This window comes from Jidongwangia harbinensis, assembly GCF_020216025.1.
Taxonomy (GTDB): Bacteria; Actinomycetota; Actinomycetes; order Mycobacteriales; family Micromonosporaceae; genus Actinoplanes; species Actinoplanes harbinensis.
This window is the reverse complement of record NZ_JAIWNC010000030.1, coordinates 1-17,172: the sequence shown is the minus strand read 5'-3', so window position 1 is coordinate 17,172 and position 17,172 is coordinate 1. Positions and strand designations below refer to the sequence as shown.

Here is a 17,172-nt window from a genome sequence, read left to right as displayed (position 1 = left end):
CAGAGGGCTTTTCGCCCCCATCGGACCTCCCGGTGGGGGCATTTTCGTTGCGACACAAGGCTTTTTTTCATGCAGATGTTTGTGTCTGCTGGTCAGAGGGCATACGGTGCGCGCAGAATGGCCTGCATCGGGCCAGTTCTCACACCGGGAGGAAAACCGTGAACAAGGCCGAGCTCATCGAGGCGCTCGCCGCCCGACTGGGAGACCGGAAGACGGCGGCGGCGGCGCTGGATGCGGTCATCAGCGAGGTGGAGAACGCCGTCACCAAAGGCGACCGGGTAGCGATTACCGGCTTCGGTGTCTTCGAGAAGCGGGCGCGCAATGCGCGTACCGCGCGGAATCCTCGCACCGGCGAACCGGTCAAGGTGAAGAAGACGTCGGTGCCCGCGTTCAAACCCGGGACAGCTTTCCGGGAGATGGTCGCGAGCGGAAAGGTCGCCAAGGCGGCGGCCGCCAAGAAGACCACGGCGGCGGCGAAGTCCACCGCTACCAAGGCGGCTCCGGCCAAGTCGACGGCCACCAAGGCCACGGCGGCCAAGAAGACGACGGCCAAGGCGACCACGGCCAAGGCCACGCCGGCGAAGACCGCCACCAAGGCGGCTCCGGCCAAGTCGACCGCCACCAAGGCCACGGCGGCCAAGAAGACGACGGCCAAGGCCACCACGGCCAAGGCCACCACCGCGAAGGCCACCACGGCCAAGGCCACCACCGCCAAGGCCACCACGGCCAAGGCGGCGCCGGCAAAGAAGACGGCGACGGCCACCAAGGCGGCCACGGCCAAGGCGACCACCGCCAAGGCCACGCCGGCGAAGACCGCCACCAAGGCGGCTCCGGCCAAGTCGACCGCCACCAAGGCCACGGCGGCCAAGACGACCGCGGCGAAGAAGACCACCGCCCGCAAGACCACGGCGGCCACTGCCGGTAGCACCCCGGCCGCCCGGGCCAGCACCGCGCGCACCGGCGCGACGCGGACCCGCAAGACCCGCTGAGCCTGAGCTTCCCTCAGGTGCCCTCAGCGGCCCGCTGACGACCCGAAAGGCGTCCACCGTACGGTGGACGCCTTTCGCGTGTCCCGGCGCTGTACGGGGCGCTGAGCCTACCGTCCGGGCATGGATCACAGACCGGCTCCGCGCGGCCTCGTCAGCAGGTCGCTGCTCGCCGCGGGCATCTTCGCGGCCGCCGTCGTGCCGGGATGGACACTCGGCGACCTGGCCGAGCGGTGGACCGGCTCCGGGTTGCTGGACTGGCTGGTGATGTCGGTCTGGTCGGCGGTGGCGGTGGCGGTGCTGGGGCCGCTGTCGTCGTACCGGCGGCGGGACGCCGGACTCGGCCTGGTGCCGCTGGTCGGCTGGTACCTGATCGCGTTGATGTCCTGGCGGGTGGCGTTGCTGCCGTACCGGGACTGGGAACCGCGCTCCGACGAACTGTGGCGGGCCCGGTGGCACACCGGCGATCTGGTCGGCTACTGGCGGGTGGACCAGGCACCGGCCCGGGACCGCCGGGAACCGCGACGACGGGCCGCCACTAGAGCCGGGTGAGCGCGAGCAGACGGTCCCCGGACCAGGAGAGCAGCCACGCGCCGCCCTTGGCGGTCTTGTACGGCCCCCGGTCGGCGTCCTCGGCCAGCGCGGCCAGCAGCGGCGGCAACACCTTGCCCTGACTGCAGATCACCACCCGGGTGTCCCCGCGCACCTCGGCCAGCCGGGCCGCCGCCGCCTTCACCCGCGCCGGGACCTCGTCCGGTTCGGCCGGCTCGGCGAACGCCGCGTCCGACACGATCGGCCGGTGCACCCGGGCGGCCAGCGGTTCCAGGGTCTGCTTGCAGCGCAACGGGGTGGCCGCGATCAGGCGTACCGGATCGAGCCCGGCCAGCAGATCCGCCAGCCGTTCCGCCTCGGCCTGCCCGCGCGGGTCGATCGGGCGCAGCCCGTCCGGACCGGCCCACGCCTTGCGCTGACCGGCGTGCCCGTGCCGGACCAGCGCGGTGACCGCGGTGACCGGCGGCAGCCCGGCGGCGTACCGCACCAGCTCACGATCCTGCGCGTAACTGAGCCGGGACACCGCCTCCGCCGGAGACAGCCAGGCCACCGCGTCCACCTCGGTGGGATCCGCGACCGGGACGGCCGGTGCGTCGGTGGCGCGCATCAGCCAGAAATCCACGGTCTTCGGTACGCCGGACGGCATCGTGTACGCCACCTCGGGCAGGCGGATCTCCGGCCGGCCGCGTACCCCGGTCTCCTCCAGCACCTCGCGCACCGCGGCGGTCAGCGGATGCTCGCCCGGGTCCAGCTTGCCCTTGGGCAGGCTCCAGTCGTCGTACCAGGGCCGGTGCACCAGACAGACCTCGGTACCGTCGCCGGCCGGCCGCCAGAGCACCGCGCCCGCCGCCCGCACCACGGCCACCGGCACGTCAGCCGGCCTTGCCGATGACCCTGCGCAGCAGCGCCTCCTGCAGGTGGACGTGCCGTTCGGTGGCGCTGGCCGGGCGCCGGTGCCAGGTGCCGTCAGCGGCCAGGTCCCAGCCCTCGGTCTCGTCCTTCATCGACAGCTCCAGCACGTTGCGCAGCTCGTTCTGGGCCGACGGCAGCGTGACCCGCACCAGCGCCTCGACCCGGCGGTCCAGGTTGCGGTGCATCAGGTCGGCCGAGCCGATCCAGTACTCGGCGTCGTCGCCGGCGCCGAACCGGAACACCCGGGAGTGTTCCAGGAACCGGCCCACGATGGAGCGCACCCGGATGTTGTCGGACAGCCCGGGTACGCCGGGCCGCAGCGCGCACATGCCCCGGATCACCAGGTCGATCCGCACCCCGTCCCGGGAGGCGCGGTACAGCGCGTCGATGGTCTCCTCGTCCACCAGCGAGTTCACCTTGAACTGCACCAGCGCCTCGCCGCCCTCGCGGGCCACCCGGGCCTGCTCCTCGATCCGTTCGATCAGGCCCTTGCGGACGCTGTGCGGCGCGACCAGCAACCGGCGGTACGCGGTCTGCCGGCTGTATCCGGTGAGCACGTTGAACAGGTCGGTGACGTCCGCGCCCACCTCGGGGTCGGCGGTGAGCATGCCGAAGTCCTCGTACAACCGGGCGGTCTTGGGGTGGTAGTTGCCGGTGCCGATGTGGCAGTAGCGCCGGATCTGGCTGCCCTCCTGGCGCACCACCAGCGCGGTCTTGCAGTGCGTCTTGAGGCCGACCAGGCCGTAGACGACGTGGCAGCCGGCCCGTTCCAGGGTGCGCGCCCAGCCGATGTTGGCCACCTCGTCGAAGCGCGCCTTCACCTCGACCAGCACCACCACCTGCTTGCCGGCGTTCGCGGCGTCCACCAGGGCGTCGACGATCGGGGAGTCGCCGCTGGTGCGGTACAGCGTCTGCTTGATGGCGAGTACGTTCGGGTCGGCGGCGGCCTGCTCGATGAAGCGCTGCACGCTGGTGGAGAACGAGTGGTACGGGTGGTGCACCAGGATGTCGCACTCGCGCAGCCGGTTGAAGACGCTGCGCGGCACCTCGCCGTCGGCCAGCTGCGGATGGGTGGCCGGGACGAACGGCCGGTCCTTGAGGTCGTCGCGGTCGCATTCGCCGTACACCTGCCAGAGCGCCGACAGGTCGAGCGGCGCCGGGACCCGCAGCACGTCGTTGCTGTCCATGTCCAGTTCGCGGGTGAGCAGGTCGAGCACGTGGTCGCTGATCGAGGCGGCCACCTCGAGGCGGACCGGCGGACCGAACCGGCGCTGTGCCAGCTCGCGTTCGAGCGCCTGCAGAAGGTCCTCGTCGCGGTCCTCGTCGACCTCCAGCTCGGCGTTGCGGGTGATCCGGAACAGGTGCCACTCCAGCACCTGCATGCCGGAGAAGAGTTGATCCAGGTGTACCGCGATGAGTTCCTCGACCGGCAGGAAACGCGCGCCCCGGCTGTCGTTCTGCACGGTGACGAACCGCGGCACGTTGTTCGGCACCTTGATCCGGGCGAACAGTTCGGAGCCGCTCTCGTCCGGGTTGCGCAGTGCCACGGCGAGATTCAACGACCGGGAGGAGATGTACGGGAACGGGTGCGCCGGGTCGACCGCGAGCGGCGTCAGCACCGGGAAGACCTTCTCCCGGAAGTACGTCCGCAGCCGCTCGCGTTCCGGTGCGTCCAACTCGCTCCAGGTGACCAGCTCGATGCCCTCGGCGCTGAGCTTCGGCCGGACCTCCTCGCCGAAGCAGGCGGCGTGCCGGGTCACCAGGTCGGCGGCCCGCTCGGTGATCATCTCGAGCTGGTTGCGCAGGGAGGAGCGGTCGCCGCCGCGCATCGGCAGCCCGGCGTTGAGGCGGCGCTTCAGGCCGGCCACCCGGACCATGTAGAACTCGTCCAGGTTGCCGGCGAAGATGGCCAGGAACTTGGCGCGTTCCAGCAGCCGGGTGCCCGGGTCCTCGGCCAGCGCCAGCACCCGGGCGTTGAAGTCGAGCCAGGAGAGTTCCCGGTTGAGGAACCGGTCCTCGGGCAGGTCGTCGTCCTCGTCCCCGGTCACGTCGGCGTCCTCCGGATCAGCCGGGTCGGCCGGCTCGACGGGGACCGCGGTGGCGGTTGCCGGCGCGGCGGGCGCGGCCGTCTCCGGCTCGGATCCGGGCTCCTTCGTGCCGCGCGGGGCGAAGCGGCCGTTGGGGCCACGCCGGGGACCGGCTTCGGCCGGAACGGGCGCGGTCGGGTCGGGTGTCCGAGGCGGGGTGCGCATGTCTCCATCATCACCCGACCGGGGTTAACGGTGAATGAACAACTCCTTGATCAACTTATTCGATTCCGGGTAGCCCGATCCGGGTGACCGTGCCGTCCGCGCTGGTCCGCACGTCGACCCGTTGGCCCAGCCGGAGCAGGCGCAACCCGGAGCGCCCGAACGACTCCGGCGGGAACGGCAGCTCGGTCCCGTCGTCCAGCAGCAGCGTGCCGGCGTGGGTGTCCGGATCGAAGGTGGCGACCGTCCCTTGCATGCCTGGCACCGTACCGTGTCTCAGGCCGCCGGGCGGCAGTCCCCGGCCCGGCCGGCCGCGCGCAGCACCGCGCAGGTGTGCGGGCCGGTGCCGAGGGCCAGGACGGCCCGCAGGTCCGCGACCGTGTCCACATCGCGGCGCAGTCCCGGCCAGTCCCCGGCCAGCCGGTCCGCCCCGGACGCGGCGTGGGCGGCCGCCGAGTCCACCCCGAAGCACGGATCGAGGTCCACGCCGGCCGGGGCGGCGAGCAGCACGGTGCCGGTGCCGGCCGCGTCCGGCACGAACGCCCGGGTGCCCACCCGCCGCAGCGCATCGGCCAGCTCCTCCGGGCGCAGTGCGGGCAGGTCGCCGGTCAGCACGGCGCGGTCGCGGCCGGGCCCGGTGACCCGGTCCGCCCGGCGCAGCGCGGCGTTCAGGTCGGTGGCGCCGTCCTCCGGCGCCACCCGGGCGCCCAGGGCCCGCGCCGCGTCGGCCGCCGCCGGGTCGTCCGTGACCACCAGCACCTCGGCGACCCCGGGACAGGCCAGGACCGCGGCGGCGGTGTCGCGCACCAGCGCCAGCGCCAACTCCTCGTGCCGGGCGGCCGGTACCGCGCCACGCAGCCGGGTCTTGGCCGCGTGCAGCCGCTTGACCGGGATCACCGCCGTCCAGTTCTGCGCCACCCCGCCATCCTGCCAGCGCCGCCGTCCGTACCCCTGCCTGGTCCTCATCGCCGCGAACAGGCATGATTTCGACGCAGGGGTGACGGGGGACGGCGGCGGGTCCGCCGGGGCGAGGCAGGGAGGGACCGTGGCGCACCGCAGGCTCGGCTTCTGGCGGCGGTTCGCGGTCGGACTGGTGCTGCCGGTCCTCACGGTCTGGACGAAACGCATCTGGACCGGGCAGGAGCACGTGCCGCGCACCGGCGGCGTGATCCTGGTGCCCAACCACGTCTCGCACTTCGATCCCCTGGTCATCGCGCATTTCGTCTACGGGCTCGGCCGGTGGCCGCGGTTTCTCGGCAAGGCCAGTCTGTGGAAGGTCCCGGTGCTGGGCTTCCTGCTCCGTAAGGTGAAGCAGATCCCGGTGGAACGCGGCAGCGTGGAGGCGGTCAAATCGCTGGACGTCCTGGTGGACGCGCTGCAGCAGGGCGCCGTCGTGGTGATCTACCCGGAGGGCACCACGACCCGCGAGCCCGACCTGTGGCCGATGCGCGGCAAGACCGGCGCGGCCCGGCTCGCCCTGGTCACCGGTGCGCCGGTGGTTCCGGTGGCGAACTGGGGCCCGGAGCGGGTCTTCGACCCGCGGACCAACCGACTCAACTTCCGCCCGCGTACGCCGGTGCGGGTCACCGCCGGCCCGCCGGTGGACCTGTCCCGGTGGGTGGGTGAGGCGCCGACGCGGGCGGTGCTGGATGACATGACGGACACCATCATGATCGCGATACGGGATCTGCTCGCCACCGTCCGGGAGGGCGATCCGCCCCCGCTGTACGAGCGGGTGGGCCGCGGTCCGGCCGACGGCGGGGTGGCCGAATGACCCGCGCCGCGGTGGTCGGGGCCGGCGCCTGGGGCACCGCGTTCGCCAAGGTGCTCGCGGAGGCGGGTGCGGACGTGACCATCTGGGCCCGCCGCGAGTCGGTCGCCGCCGCGATCCGCGAGCAGCACCGCAACGACGGCTCGCTGCCGTCGGTCAAGCTGCCCGAGCGGATCACCGCGACCAGCGACGTGGCCGAGGCGGTGCGCGACGCCGAGCTGGTGGCGCTCGCGGTGCCGTCCCAGACGTTGCGCGGCAACCTGGCCGAATGGGCCGGTGCGTTCGCGCCCGACTCGACGCTCATCTCGCTGATGAAGGGCATCGAGCTGGGCACCACCAAGCGGATGAGCGAGGTCATCGTGGAGACCGCCGGGGTGGACCCGGCCCGGGTGGTGGTCGTGTCCGGCCCCAACCTGGCCCCGGAGATCGCCGCCGAGCAGCCCGCCGCGACCGTGGTGGCGGGCATCGACCTGCAGCGCGCCCGCTGGGTGCAGCAGGCCATCGCGCTGCCCTACCTGCGGCCGTACACCAGCGAGGACGTGGTCGGCTGCGAGATGGGCGGTGCGGTCAAGAACGTCATCGCGCTGGCGTACGGGATGGCCAGCGCGATGGGCATGGGCGACAACACCAAGGCGTCGCTGATCACCCGTGGCCTGGCCGAGACGGCCCGGCTGGGCGTGGCGGTGGGCGCCGACCCGCTGACCTTCGCCGGGCTGGCCGGCCTCGGCGACCTCGTGGCCACCTGCTCGTCGCCGCTGTCCCGGAACCGCACGTTCGGCGAGCACCTGGGCCGCGGCGAGTCGCTGGAGTCGGCGCAGGCGTCCACCCGGCAGACCGCCGAGGGCGTGAAGAGCTGCCTGTCCATCCGCGACCTGGCCCGGGCGCACGGCGTCGAGATGCCGATCACCGAACAGGTCGAACGGGTCTGCCACGAGGGCGTGGACCCGCGGGTGGCGGTCAAACTGCTGATGGGCCGGGAGATGAAGCAGGAATGAGTACCGGAGACAGCACCGCGGCGGTGCATGCCGGACTGCCCGAACCGGTGCCGGGTCAGCCGTTCCTGCCCGGTCCGGTGTTCGCGGCGCCGTACCACCTGGATCCGGTCACCGGGCCCGGCGAGAACGGCTACGGCCGGCCGGACAACCCGACCCGGCGCGCCCTGGAGGCGGCCATCGGCCGGCTGGAGGGCGGCGCGGTGCTGGCGTTCGCCTCCGGGCAGGCCGCGATCACCGGGATGCTGCTGACCGTGCTGCGACCCGGCGACACCGTCGCGCTGCCGTCGGACGGGTACTTCACGGTGCGCGCGTTCGCCGACGGCACGCTGCGCGACCTCGGGGTGAAGCCGCTGCTGGTGCCGACCGCGGGGCCGTACCCGTCGTTCGCCGGGGTGCGGCTGGTGCTGCTGGAGACGCCGGCGAACCCGGGACTGGACGTCTGCGACATCCGGGCGGTGGCGGACGCCGCGCACGCCGCCGGTGCGCTGGTCGTGGTGGACAACACCACCGCCACCCCGCTCGGGCAGCGCCCGCTGGAGCTGGGCGCGGACGTGGTCGTGGCGTCCGGTACGAAGGCACTGACCGGGCACTCCGACACGCTGCTCGGCTATGTCGCCACGAACGACGCCGACCTGCTGGCCCGGCTCACCAGCTGGCGGTCGCAGACCGGCGGCGTGCCCGGTGCGTTCGACGCCTGGCTGGCGCACCGGTCGATCGGCACGCTGGACCTGCGGCTGGCCCGGCAGACCGCGAACGCGGCCGCGGTGGCGGAGCTGCTGGCCGCCCGTCCGGACGTGCACGGGGTGCGCTGGCCGGGGCGGCCGGACGACCCGTCGTACCCGGTCGCCACCGCTCAGATGCGGCGCATCCCCGGCATCGTCTCGTTCGACCTGGGCAGCGCGGAGCGGGTGGCCGGCTTCCTGCAGGCGTCCACGCTGGTCTTCGCGGCCACCTCGTTCGGCGGGCTGCACACCACGGCGGACCGGCGGGCCCAGTGGGGCGACGACACCGCGCCGGGGTTCGTGCGGCTGTCCTGCGGCATCGAGGACACCGACGATCTGCTGGCCGACCTGACGGCCGCGCTGGACCGCGCCTGACGGCCGGTCGGTTACCGTTTCGCCCATGGCGTGGCGCAGCTTCGACGCGGGTCAGGTGGAGGCGCTGGCGCAGGGCACCAGCTTCCTGGTCGAGCCGGGTGAGCGGGACTGCCCGGCGTGCGGTGAGCGGGCGGTACGGGCGTACCTCACCACTCCGGAGGCGGCCCGCCGGCCCACGCTGGTGAGCTACGTCTGGTGCTCGGCGTGCCGCCGGTTCGTCGGCACCCGTGCGGCCCATCCGGCCGGCCTGGTCTTCTCCGACCCGCTCGCGCTGCTGTCCACGGCGGAGCGGCGCGAGCTGGAACGCAGCCTGACCGGCTTCCTCGCGCATCTCGACCGGCTCTGGGACGACGGCGTACTGCCGCAGTCCTTCGCCGCCGCCTGAGCCCCCTCTTGTCCGGCACCTTGCGCGGCTGGCGTCGTGGTTCTATGGTTCATTACATGAGTAATGAACTACTGAACTAGGGAGCTGTCGTGCTGGATGACCGCAGCCCCATCTACCTGCAGATCGCCAACGGCATCAAGGACGACGTCCTGAGCGGGACGCTCAAGGAGGACGAACAGATCATGTCCACCAATCAGTACGCGGCGTTCTACCAGATCAATCCGGCCACCGCGGCCAAGGGCTTCGCCCAGCTCGTCGACGAGGGCGTGCTCTACAAGAAGCGCGGCATCGGCATGTTCGTCAGCCCGGACGCCCGCGCCCGGCTGCGCCGACAACGCCGGGAACGGTTCTTCGCCGATGTCGTCGATCCGATGGTCGCCGAGGCCCGCATGATCGGCGTCGACGTCCAGGAGATCCTCGACTACCTGGGGCGGAAGCGATGATCACCGACATCGTGCTCCGCGACCTCACCGTCCGGTACGGCCCCACCGTCGCGGTCGACGGACTCAGCCTGGACCTCGCGCCCGGCAAGATCTACGGCCTCCTGGGCCGCAACGGATCCGGCAAGACCAGCCTGCTCAGCGTGCTCGCGTCGTACCGCCGGCCGTCGTCCGGCACGGTCACCGTGGGCGGGGTCAACCCGTTCGAGAACCGGCAGGTGATGCGGCAGACCTGCTTCGTCCGGGACACCCTCGACGTCGCCGACAGCGACCGGGTGGGCGCGGTGCTGTCGTTCGCCGCGGACCTGCGGCCGACCTTCGACCGGGAGTACGCCGCCCGGCTGCTCGACACGTTCGGCCTGCCCGCCGGCCAGCGGGTCACCACGCTCTCCCGTGGCCAGCGGTCCATCCTCGGGGCGGTGCTCGGCCTCGCCGCCCGCGCCTCGCTGACGCTCCTCGACGAGGTGTCCCTCGGCATGGACGCGGCGGCCCGGACCACCTTCTACCGCGAACTGCTCGCCGACTATCTGGCGTACCCGCGCACGGTCGTCCTCTCCACCCACCTCATCGAGGAGGCCGCCGAGCTGTTCGAGCAGGTGATCATCATCGACCGGGGCCGGCTCGTGCTGCACGAGGAGGCCGACGTGCTGCGCGGCCGCGGCGTCACGGTGACCGGCCCGGCCGCGGCCGTCGAGCGGTTCGTCGCCGGGCGCACGGTGCTCAGCGAGCAGAGCCTCGGCGGGGTCCGTGCCGCCACGCTCTACGGCCGCCTGGACGACGCCGACGCCGCCCGGGCCGACGCCGACGGTCTCACCGTGGGACCGGTCGGCATCCAGGAACTGTTCGTCCACCTGACGGGAGCACAGCGATGACGGTCGTGGCCCGGTCCCTGTTCCGCATCTACCGACCGATCATCGTGTGGTTCTGGTGCACCGTGGCGGTCGTGGCCGCGGTCGGCACGGCAGTGCTGGCCCAGGTCGCCGAGGTGAAGCTGAGCCTGTGGATCATCATCGCCGGCCACGGCCTGAAGTGGTGGCTGCTGGTGATCGGGGTGATGCTGGTGGCCACCCACTTCAAGCTGTACCTGGCCAACGGCGTCACCCGCCGGGACTTCCTGCTCGGCGCCGGCGTCTTCGGCGCGATCACCGCCGTCGGGTACGCCGCCATGGTGCCGATCGGCCACGGGGTCGAGTGGCTGGTCTGGACGGCGTTCGGCGGCCCGCCGGAGTCGTACCCGGCGTTCTCCGCGGCCGGGGCGGTCCGCGAGTTCGGCCACCTCCTGCCGGCCGCACTGGGCTGGCTGGTCTCCGGTGCGCTGATCACCGCGGGGTTCTACCGGTTCCGCTGGTGGGCCGGACTGCTGCTGCTCGTGCCCGCCGCGCTGCCGCTGGCCGTGACGGACGCGCTGCTCGGCATCTTCGGCCCGGAGGACACGCCGTCGGCGCGGGTGCTGCCGTACGCCGCCGGGCTCACCGTGTCGCTGCTGCTGACCGCGGCCGGGACGGCGGCGTTCTACCTGCAGATGCGGGACGTGGCGGTGGCCCGGACCGCGGGCTGAGGCGCCCGGGGTGTGGCTGAGCCGGCCGCGGCATCGGGGGTGCGGCTCAGCCGCAGTGGGTGGCGGCGAACTCGTACAGCCAGTGGCGCTGGGCCTCGGTGTCCGGCACCGGCAGGCCGCGCGCCTCCGACACCATCTGCAGCGCGCGTTCCGGTCCGACGCCGAGCATGACGAGCGTCACTGCGGCGAGCAACGTGGACCGCCCGATCCCGGCGAAGCACTGGGTGACCACGAAGCGGCCGGCCCGGACGTGCGCGGCCAGCCGGACGCCGAGCGCCATGGCGTCGGTGTCGTCGGCGATGTCCCGGGCCCGCGGCACTCCGCGGTCGGCGATCGGGAACGACATGAACTCGATGCCCACGGCCGCGGCCGCGCCGGCCACCTCGGTGAGACCCAGCCGGCGGTCCTCGTCCCAGGTCAGGGCGGAGACGAAGACATCCACGCCGGCCCGGGACAAGCCGGTCATCTCGTCGGCGAGCCAGGGCCCGCCGCGCGGGTGCGCCATCGTCGCGATGCGGCCCGGTCCGGGCCATCCGATTACGTGCAGTGCTGGTCTCATCTACTCCGTGTCCTCTTTTGGTCGGGCCAGCCTCCGCCCTCGTCCCACTGCTTGTCTACGCAGAGTAGGGTCACCCCGGCAATGCCCGCAGGCAGCCTAGCGACACCAGGCGAACACCGCAGTCCAGCCGCTCAGGAGAGGCCTTCCCGCGATGATCCCTCGCAAGACCCGCGTCGCCGTCGTGTTCGGCGGCCGGAGCACCGAACATGCGATCTCGTGCGTCAGCGCCGGCCGGATCCTGGCCGCGCTCGACCCGGACAAATATGAGGTCGTGCCGGTCGGCATCACCCGCGAAGGCGCGTGGGTGCTGGCCGCCGGAGACCCGGCGCAGCTGTCCATCCAGGACAGCCGGCTGCCCGAAATCACCGCCGAGTCCGGCTCGACCGTGGTGCTGCCGGCCGACCCGACCTCGTCCGGACTGATGGTGCTGGAGCCGGCCGACGGGGTCCGGTCCCTGGCCGGCGTCGACGTGGTGTTCCCGGTCCTGCACGGCGCGTACGGCGAGGACGGCACCATCCAGGGCATGCTGGAGATGGCCGGCATCCCGTACGTCGGGGTCAACGTGTTCGCCTCGGCGGCCGGCATGGACAAGGAGTTCACCAAGAAGCTGGCCGCCGCCGAGGGCATCCCGGTCGGCAAGTACACGGTGCTGCGGGCCGGGCAGTCGCTGTCCGAGGCGGACCGGGAGCGGCTCGGGCTGCCGGTGTTCGTGAAGCCCGCGCGGGCCGGCTCGTCGTACGGCGTCAGCAAGGTCACCACCTGGGCCGACCTGGACGACGCCATCACCGAGGCCCGGCAGATCGACCCCAAGGTGCTGGTCGAGGCCGCGATCGTGGGCCGGGAGATCGAGTGCGGCGTGCTGGAGGGCGAGACCGACGGCGTGCCGGAGGCGTCCCTGCTGGCCGAGGTCCACGTACCCGAACGCGATCTCCTCGACTTCGAGGCCAAGTACCTGGAGGCCGCCAAGTACGACATCCCGGCCGGCCTGCCGGACGAGATCACCGAGCAGGTGCGCGAGTACGCACGCCGGACCTTCACCGCGCTCGACTGCGCCGGCCTGGCCCGGGTCGACTTCTTCGTCACCGCGGACCACCGGATCTACCTCAACGAGATCAACACCATGCCGGGCTTCACGCCCACGTCGATGTTCCCGCTGATGTGGGAGGCCACCGGCCTGTCCCGGGCGCAGGTGGCGGACCGGCTGATCCAGGCCGCCCTGCGCCGCGGCACCGGCCTGCACTGACCGCGGTCACCGGGCCGGGGACCGCCCCGGCCCGTACGTGGTGCCGGCCCGGTCGCGTTCCAGCCAGCCGGTGTCCACCAGCATCCGCCGTACCCCGGCGACGTCGTCGGTGAGACCGGCCAGCTTGCGGTTGATCGCGTCCTCGTCGTACAGGCCGTCCAGCGCCAGGTAGCCGGACAGCATCTCGCCGAGCAGGTCGTACCGGTCGCTGAGGGTGGGCGGCATGCCGGTCAGCCGGCCGTGCGAGAAGTAGCCGCGCAACGACGGGTAACCGGCGAGCAGCGCGGTGATCGGCTGCAGCCGGTCCACCGCCGTCGCGGCCTCCCGCAGACCCTCCGGCCGGGCCCGGTAGACGCCGTTTCCGGTGCCGGTGGCGAGCCCGAGGGCGACCAGCCGGGCACACGCGTCGCCGGTCTTCGGCAGCGGCAGATCCAGGGCGTAGGTGAGTTCGGCCAGGGTGGCGCCCTCCGCACCCCGGTGGACCAGTTCGGCGAACGCGCGCAGCCGCGCCGGCTCGGACAACTGGGCGAGGATCTCCGCGGCCCGGGCGGCTTCCAGCGACATCCGGCCACGGTAGAGGCGGCACCGTCACGGCGCACCGGAATTTCCGGGCCGGACGTCCGCAGCGGTCGCGGGTCAGCCGCAGCCGGACGGCACGCCCGTGGTCCGGGACCGGTCGGTCTGCACCACGACGTCGGAGAACTCGTTCGCCCACTGGGCCGGGTTGGCGTAGCCGGACGGCACGGTGACCTGGACCGGCACCTCACGGTCCATGGTGGTGAAGACGGCACCGGCCGGAGTCTGTGCCGGGTACCAGCAGACCCGGTTCATGATCAGCAATTCGGTGTCCAGCGGCACGCAGCCGGCGGTCGCCGTGGTGGTCGGGCACATCTGCGGCTGGGCCACGCCGCACGCCACGGTCAGCGGCGGCTCGCCGTACGCCGCGTTCTGCTCGGGACCGGCCGAGACCTTCCGCGCCGGCAGGTTGCGCACCCGGGTGGGCAGCTGCGAGGTGACCGCGAGACACACCTCGGCCGGGCGCGCGGCCAGCGCCGGCGCCGCCATCCGCACCGGCGTGCCGGGCACGGCCACCGGTGCGCTCGCCGTCGCGGCCGGTGCCGCGGCCGGCTCCGGAGTGACCTTCGCGAAGATCAACAGACCCGCGAGTACGGCCACCGGCACCGCGACCACGGTGGCCCACAGCGCCGCCCGGCGGACCGTGGGATCGGGTTGCCGGGCCGGCCGGGTCTGCAGATCCACCATGTCAGAGATTTACCACAGAGCAGGTCAGGGTCCGGGTGATGCCCGGGACGTACTGGACCTTGCTCACAATGAGCCGGCCGAGCTCGTCGACGTTGTGCGCCTCGGTCAGCACCACGACGTCGTACGGGCCGGTGACAGCGTCGACCCGGACCACGCCGTCGATTTTGTCGATCGCCGCGGCCACGTCACGAGCCTTTCCGACCTCGGTCTGGATGAGGATGTATGCCTGGACCACGATCCGACTCCAATCCAAAGCTGGCGACCCGAACGTGAAACTACCGTACGGATCGGATCGGCAGCAGGGCGCCACCACACGTACGGAGAGAGAGGCTCTACGTGAGCATCGCTGAGGCCGGAGAATTCGGGCTCATCGCCAGGATCGTCGCGCGACTCGACGGCGGCGGGAGCAGCCTGCTGGGCCCCGGGGACGACGGGGCCGTGGTGACCGCGCCGGACGGCCGCGTCGTGGCGAGCACCGACGTGCTGGTCGAGGGGCGGCACTTCCGGCGGGACTGGTCCAGCGCGGCGGACGTCGGACACCGCGCCGCCGCGGCGAACCTCGCCGACATCGTGGCCATGGGCGCCACCCCGACCGCTTTGCTGGTGGCGCTGTGCGTACCCACCGACCTCGAGGTCGCCTGGGCGGAGGAGCTGGCCGGCGGGCTGTCCGCGGAGGCCGGCACGGTGGGCGCCGGTGTGGTCGGCGGTGACATGTCCGCCAGCCCGACGCTGACCGTGGCGGTGACCGCGCTCGGCGACCTGGGCGGGCGCGACCCGGTGGTCCGCAGCGGTGCCCAGCCCGGCGACGTGGTCGCGCTGGCCGGGCGCACCGGGTACGCCGCCGCCGGGTACGCCATCCTGTCCCGCGGTTTCCGTACCCCGAAGATCTTCGTGGAGGCGCACCGGCGGCCACAGGTCCCGTACCAGGCCGGGGTCGACGCGGCCCGGCTGGGCGCCACCTCGATGATCGACGTGTCCGACGGCCTGCTGCAGGACCTCGGCCACGTCGCCGCCGCCAGCGTGGTGGGCATCGACGTGCGGCGGGACGCGTTCGAGATCCCGGACCAGATGCGCGACGCCGCCAGCGCGCTGGGCGTCGACCCGTACTCCTGGATCCTGAGCGGCGGCGACGACCACGCCCTGGCGGCCACGTTCCCGCGCGACACCGTGCTGCCGGACGACTGGCGGGTGATCGGCGGCGTGCACGAGGGCACCGGCGTCACCGTGGACCGGCTGCCCTGGCAGGGCGGCACCGGCTGGGACCACTTCCGCTGAGTGCAGAACCTAAGGTGGTCCGGGTGAGTGAGATCGAGATCCGGGCCGCCCGGTACGACGAACCCGCGGTGCAGAAGCTGGTCGGCGAGGCGCTGGCCGAGCTGTCCCAGCGGTACGGCGGCAGCGGCGACGACACCCCGGTGTCCGCGGCGGACTTCGCGCCGCCGCGCGGCCGGTTCTTCGTGGCGGGCCGCGGCGACGAGCTGATCGGCTGCGCCGGGTGGCGGGTGCACGGCGAGGACGCCGAACTCAAGCGGATGTTCACCACGCCGGCGGCCCGGGGCCTCGGGGTGGCCCGGCGGCTGCTGGCCGTGGTGGAGGACTCGGCGCGGGCCGACGGGCGGGCCCGGGTGATCCTGGAGACCGGTGACAAGCAGCCTGAGGCGATCGCGCTGTACCAGTCCTGCGGGTACGAGCGGATTCCGGACTTCGGCTACTACCGGGACGAGGAGGGGGTGCTCTCCTTCGCCCGGGACCTCTGAGCGCAGCCTCGTGCCGGCGCATCGCGCAGTCGACCGGCCCGCCACGGCGACCGGGACGCTCGTGGGATGACGGCAGCGACACAGCACGCAGCCCCCGGACCCGACGGATCCAGGGGCTGACGGGTGGAGCAGGTCAGGCGCGGACGACCTTGCCGGCCTTGATGCACGAGGTGCAGACCTGAAGCTTCTTGGTGGTGCCGCCACCGGCGGGGGTGCGCACCGACTGGATGTTCGGGTTCCAGCGGCGGTTGGTCTTCTTCTTCGACCACGGCACGTTGTGACCGAAGCCCGGCCCCTTGCCACAGACGTCGCACACGCTTGCCACGGGTAACTCCTGGGATTGATCGATCTTCGAAACGCCCAGACATCGTCCCGGGCAACCCGACCAGGGTACCCGATGCGGCGCCGGGCCAGCTAATCACCCCGGAGGACTGCGTGAGCGGGAGAATGTCGGTGCTGCTTAGTACGATTTTCGCGTGCTGGAAACCCTGGACGACGCCGCCGTGCATCGCTGGTGCGGCGGTGGGCTCGCGGCGCTCCGCGCGCACCAGCACGAGATCGACGAGCTGAACGTGTATCCCGTGCCCGACGGTGACACCGGCACCAACCTGGTGCTCACGCTCGCCTCGGCACAGCAGGCGCTGGAGGACTCGGCGTACGCCGAGGGGCGGACGCGGGCGCTGGGGGACTCGGCGTACGCCGAGGGTCAGACGCGGGCGCTGGGGGATTCGGCGTACGCCGAGGGGCGGACGCCGGCGCTGGAGGGCGAGGTCGCCGCGTGCGGGCCGGCGCCGACGCCGCTGGGGCAGGCGATGCGCCTGATGGCGCGCGGCGCGCTGCTCGGCGCCCGGGGCAACTCGGGCGTGATCGTCTCGCAGATCCTGCGCGGCATGGCCGAGGAGTTCGCGGGCGCGGTCGCGGTGCGCGGCGGCGAGCTGGCCCGGGCGCTGCGGTCGGCCAGCGAGGCGGCCTATGCGGCGGTGGCCCGGCCGGTGGAGGGCACCGTGCTGTCGGTGGTGGCGGCCGCCGCCGACGCGGCCGGCAAGGTGCGCTCCGACGACCTGCTGGCGGTGGCGCGGGCGGCCTCCCGGGCCGCGACCGAGGCGCTGGCCCGCACCCCGCAGCAGCTTCCTGTGCTGGCCCGCGCCGGGGTGGTGGATGCCGGCGGCCGTGGGCTGTGCCTCCTCCTGGACGCCCTGGTGGAGGCGCTGAGCGCCACCACGGCGCAGCAGCCCGCCGACCCGGACCTGCCCGCCGCGACAGCGGGGCCTGCCGCCGGGGCGCAGCCTGGTTCGGGAGCGCGGAGTGATTCGGCGTCGCCGGTGGTCTCGGCGGCCGCGCCCGCGGCGCCCGCGCCCGCGGCGCCCGCGCCAGCCGCGGCCGCGCCAGCCCCGGCCGCCGCCCC

The 17,172-nt window shown here is 72.9% G+C and carries 22 protein-coding genes; 13 read left to right on the top strand and 9 right to left on the bottom strand.

Features of this window, described 5'->3' with window-relative positions; all coding sequences use genetic code 11:
- Positions 1 to 158 precede the first annotated feature (158 nt).
- Together LDL48_RS30960 and LDL48_RS30955 are read left to right on the top strand one after the other, a co-directional pair.
- Positions 159 to 989, top strand: a complete 831-nt coding sequence (locus tag LDL48_RS30960) for an HU family DNA-binding protein (RefSeq protein WP_225258663.1) — start codon at positions 159 to 161, stop codon at positions 987 to 989.
- Positions 990 to 1,109: 120 nt separating this feature from the next.
- On the top strand, positions 1,110 to 1,538 hold the full coding sequence (locus LDL48_RS30955) for a hypothetical protein (RefSeq protein WP_225258662.1): 429 nt from the start codon (positions 1,110 to 1,112) through the stop codon (positions 1,536 to 1,538).
- Here LDL48_RS30955 and LDL48_RS30950 read toward each other — a convergent pair.
- From LDL48_RS30950 to cofC, 4 genes are read right to left on the bottom strand one after another with little or no spacing between them, the layout of a single operon-like run.
- Complete coding sequence (locus LDL48_RS30950) at positions 1,525 to 2,409, bottom strand: NUDIX hydrolase (RefSeq protein WP_225258661.1); 885 nt, start codon at positions 2,407 to 2,409, stop codon at positions 1,525 to 1,527. The genes LDL48_RS30955 and LDL48_RS30950 overlap by 14 nt on opposite strands.
- Before the next feature lies 1 nt (position 2,410).
- Positions 2,411 to 4,702, bottom strand: a complete 2,292-nt coding sequence (locus LDL48_RS30945) for an RNA degradosome polyphosphate kinase (protein WP_225258660.1) — start codon at positions 4,700 to 4,702, stop codon at positions 2,411 to 2,413.
- A gap of 55 nt (positions 4,703 to 4,757) precedes the next feature.
- Positions 4,758 to 4,955, bottom strand: coding sequence for a cold-shock protein (locus tag LDL48_RS30940; RefSeq protein WP_255629482.1), 198 nt, complete (start codon positions 4,953 to 4,955; stop codon positions 4,758 to 4,760).
- A gap of 20 nt (positions 4,956 to 4,975) precedes the next feature.
- On the bottom strand, positions 4,976 to 5,617 hold the full coding sequence (gene cofC / locus LDL48_RS30935) for a 2-phospho-L-lactate guanylyltransferase (RefSeq protein WP_225258696.1): 642 nt from the start codon (positions 5,615 to 5,617) through the stop codon (positions 4,976 to 4,978).
- 127 nt (positions 5,618 to 5,744) lie between these two features.
- Here cofC and LDL48_RS30930 point away from each other — a divergent pair, with 127 nt between their 5' ends.
- From LDL48_RS30930 to LDL48_RS30900, 7 genes are all read left to right on the top strand, one after another.
- Complete coding sequence (locus LDL48_RS30930) at positions 5,745 to 6,473, top strand: lysophospholipid acyltransferase family protein (protein ID WP_225258658.1); 729 nt, start codon at positions 5,745 to 5,747, stop codon at positions 6,471 to 6,473.
- Positions 6,470 to 7,465 (top strand): NAD(P)H-dependent glycerol-3-phosphate dehydrogenase, encoded by a 996-nt coding sequence (locus LDL48_RS30925; protein WP_225258657.1) that lies wholly within the window; start codon positions 6,470 to 6,472, stop codon positions 7,463 to 7,465. Before LDL48_RS30930 ends, LDL48_RS30925 begins: the two co-directional genes overlap by 4 nt.
- Positions 7,462 to 8,562 (top strand): cystathionine gamma-lyase, encoded by a 1,101-nt coding sequence (locus tag LDL48_RS30920; RefSeq protein ID WP_225258656.1) that lies wholly within the window; start codon positions 7,462 to 7,464, stop codon positions 8,560 to 8,562. Before LDL48_RS30925 ends, LDL48_RS30920 begins: the two co-directional genes overlap by 4 nt.
- Before the next feature lie 25 nt (positions 8,563 to 8,587).
- Positions 8,588 to 8,947 (top strand): hypothetical protein, encoded by a 360-nt coding sequence (locus tag LDL48_RS30915; protein WP_225258655.1) that lies wholly within the window; start codon positions 8,588 to 8,590, stop codon positions 8,945 to 8,947.
- Positions 8,948 to 9,036: 89 nt separating this feature from the next.
- Complete coding sequence (locus tag LDL48_RS30910) at positions 9,037 to 9,390, top strand: GntR family transcriptional regulator (protein WP_225258654.1); 354 nt, start codon at positions 9,037 to 9,039, stop codon at positions 9,388 to 9,390.
- A complete protein-coding gene (locus LDL48_RS30905) occupies positions 9,387 to 10,259 on the top strand; it encodes an ABC transporter ATP-binding protein (protein WP_225258653.1) in 873 nt (290 codons plus the stop codon). Before LDL48_RS30910 ends, LDL48_RS30905 begins: the two co-directional genes overlap by 4 nt.
- Positions 10,256 to 10,945: a hypothetical protein gene (locus LDL48_RS30900; protein WP_225258652.1), complete on the top strand. Its 690-nt coding sequence runs from the start codon at positions 10,256 to 10,258 to the stop codon at positions 10,943 to 10,945. The genes LDL48_RS30905 and LDL48_RS30900 overlap by 4 nt, the downstream gene beginning before the upstream one ends.
- 46 nt (positions 10,946 to 10,991) lie before the next feature.
- Here LDL48_RS30900 and LDL48_RS30895 read toward each other — a convergent pair whose 3' ends face one another.
- Positions 10,992 to 11,450 (bottom strand): protein-tyrosine phosphatase family protein, encoded by a 459-nt coding sequence (locus LDL48_RS30895; protein WP_225258651.1) that lies wholly within the window; start codon positions 11,448 to 11,450, stop codon positions 10,992 to 10,994.
- 205 nt (positions 11,451 to 11,655) lie between these two features.
- Here LDL48_RS30895 and LDL48_RS30890 point away from each other — a divergent pair, with 205 nt between their 5' ends.
- A complete protein-coding gene (locus LDL48_RS30890; protein ID WP_225258650.1) occupies positions 11,656 to 12,747 on the top strand; it encodes a D-alanine--D-alanine ligase family protein in 1,092 nt (363 codons plus the stop codon).
- A gap of 6 nt (positions 12,748 to 12,753) precedes the next feature.
- On the opposite strand, the gene LDL48_RS30885 is transcribed toward LDL48_RS30890, so the two are convergent.
- The 3 genes from LDL48_RS30885 to LDL48_RS30875 form a co-directional block, all read right to left on the bottom strand.
- Positions 12,754 to 13,311 (bottom strand): DUF2087 domain-containing protein, encoded by a 558-nt coding sequence (locus LDL48_RS30885; protein ID WP_225258649.1) that lies wholly within the window; start codon positions 13,309 to 13,311, stop codon positions 12,754 to 12,756.
- 72 nt (positions 13,312 to 13,383) lie between these two features.
- Entirely contained in the window at positions 13,384 to 14,010 is a 627-nt protein-coding gene (locus tag LDL48_RS30880; protein WP_225258648.1) for a DUF3515 family protein, read from the bottom strand.
- A 1-nt stretch (position 14,011) separates the two neighbouring features.
- The gene (locus LDL48_RS30875) at positions 14,012 to 14,245 is read right to left on the bottom strand and encodes an Lrp/AsnC ligand binding domain-containing protein (protein ID WP_225258647.1); all 234 of its coding nucleotides are present in this window, start codon (positions 14,243 to 14,245) and stop codon (positions 14,012 to 14,014) included.
- A 101-nt stretch (positions 14,246 to 14,346) separates the two neighbouring features.
- On the opposite strand from LDL48_RS30875, the gene LDL48_RS30870 reads away from it, so the two are divergent.
- The gene (locus tag LDL48_RS30870) at positions 14,347 to 15,285 is read left to right on the top strand and encodes a thiamine-phosphate kinase (RefSeq protein WP_225258646.1); all 939 of its coding nucleotides are present in this window, start codon (positions 14,347 to 14,349) and stop codon (positions 15,283 to 15,285) included.
- 23 nt (positions 15,286 to 15,308) lie between these two features.
- Positions 15,309 to 15,767, top strand: coding sequence for a GNAT family N-acetyltransferase (locus tag LDL48_RS30865; protein WP_225258645.1), 459 nt, complete (start codon positions 15,309 to 15,311; stop codon positions 15,765 to 15,767).
- A 133-nt stretch (positions 15,768 to 15,900) separates the two neighbouring features.
- Here LDL48_RS30865 and rpmB read toward each other — a convergent pair whose 3' ends face one another.
- Complete coding sequence (gene rpmB / locus LDL48_RS30860) at positions 15,901 to 16,092, bottom strand: 50S ribosomal protein L28 (RefSeq protein WP_106316350.1); 192 nt, start codon at positions 16,090 to 16,092, stop codon at positions 15,901 to 15,903.
- Positions 16,093 to 16,243: 151 nt separating this feature from the next.
- Here rpmB and LDL48_RS30855 point away from each other — a divergent pair.
- Positions 16,244 to 17,172: DAK2 domain-containing protein (locus tag LDL48_RS30855; RefSeq protein WP_225258644.1), on the top strand; the 929-nt coding region annotated here is incomplete at its 3' end.

Coding starts and splice junctions, on each gene's coding strand:
- LDL48_RS30955 (WP_225258662.1), top strand. CDS start 1,110: ATGGATCACAGACCGGCTCCGCGCGGCCTCGTCAGCAGGTCGCTGCTC.
- LDL48_RS30945 (WP_225258660.1), bottom strand. CDS start 4,702: ATGCGCACCCCGCCTCGGACACCCGACCCGACCGCGCCCGTTCCGGCC.
- LDL48_RS30940 (WP_255629482.1), bottom strand. CDS start 4,955: ATGCAAGGGACGGTCGCCACCTTCGATCCGGACACCCACGCCGGCACG.
- LDL48_RS30925 (WP_225258657.1), top strand. CDS start 6,470: ATGACCCGCGCCGCGGTGGTCGGGGCCGGCGCCTGGGGCACCGCGTTC.
- LDL48_RS30920 (WP_225258656.1), top strand. CDS start 7,462: ATGAGTACCGGAGACAGCACCGCGGCGGTGCATGCCGGACTGCCCGAA.
- LDL48_RS30915 (WP_225258655.1), top strand. CDS start 8,588: ATGGCGTGGCGCAGCTTCGACGCGGGTCAGGTGGAGGCGCTGGCGCAG.
- LDL48_RS30905 (WP_225258653.1), top strand. CDS start 9,387: ATGATCACCGACATCGTGCTCCGCGACCTCACCGTCCGGTACGGCCCC.
- LDL48_RS30900 (WP_225258652.1), top strand. CDS start 10,256: ATGACGGTCGTGGCCCGGTCCCTGTTCCGCATCTACCGACCGATCATC.
- LDL48_RS30895 (WP_225258651.1), bottom strand. CDS start 11,450: ATGGCGCACCCGCGCGGCGGGCCCTGGCTCGCCGACGAGATGACCGGC.
- LDL48_RS30890 (WP_225258650.1), top strand. CDS start 11,656: ATGATCCCTCGCAAGACCCGCGTCGCCGTCGTGTTCGGCGGCCGGAGC.
- LDL48_RS30885 (WP_225258649.1), bottom strand. CDS start 13,311: ATGTCGCTGGAAGCCGCCCGGGCCGCGGAGATCCTCGCCCAGTTGTCC.
- LDL48_RS30880 (WP_225258648.1), bottom strand. CDS start 14,010: ATGGTGGATCTGCAGACCCGGCCGGCCCGGCAACCCGATCCCACGGTC.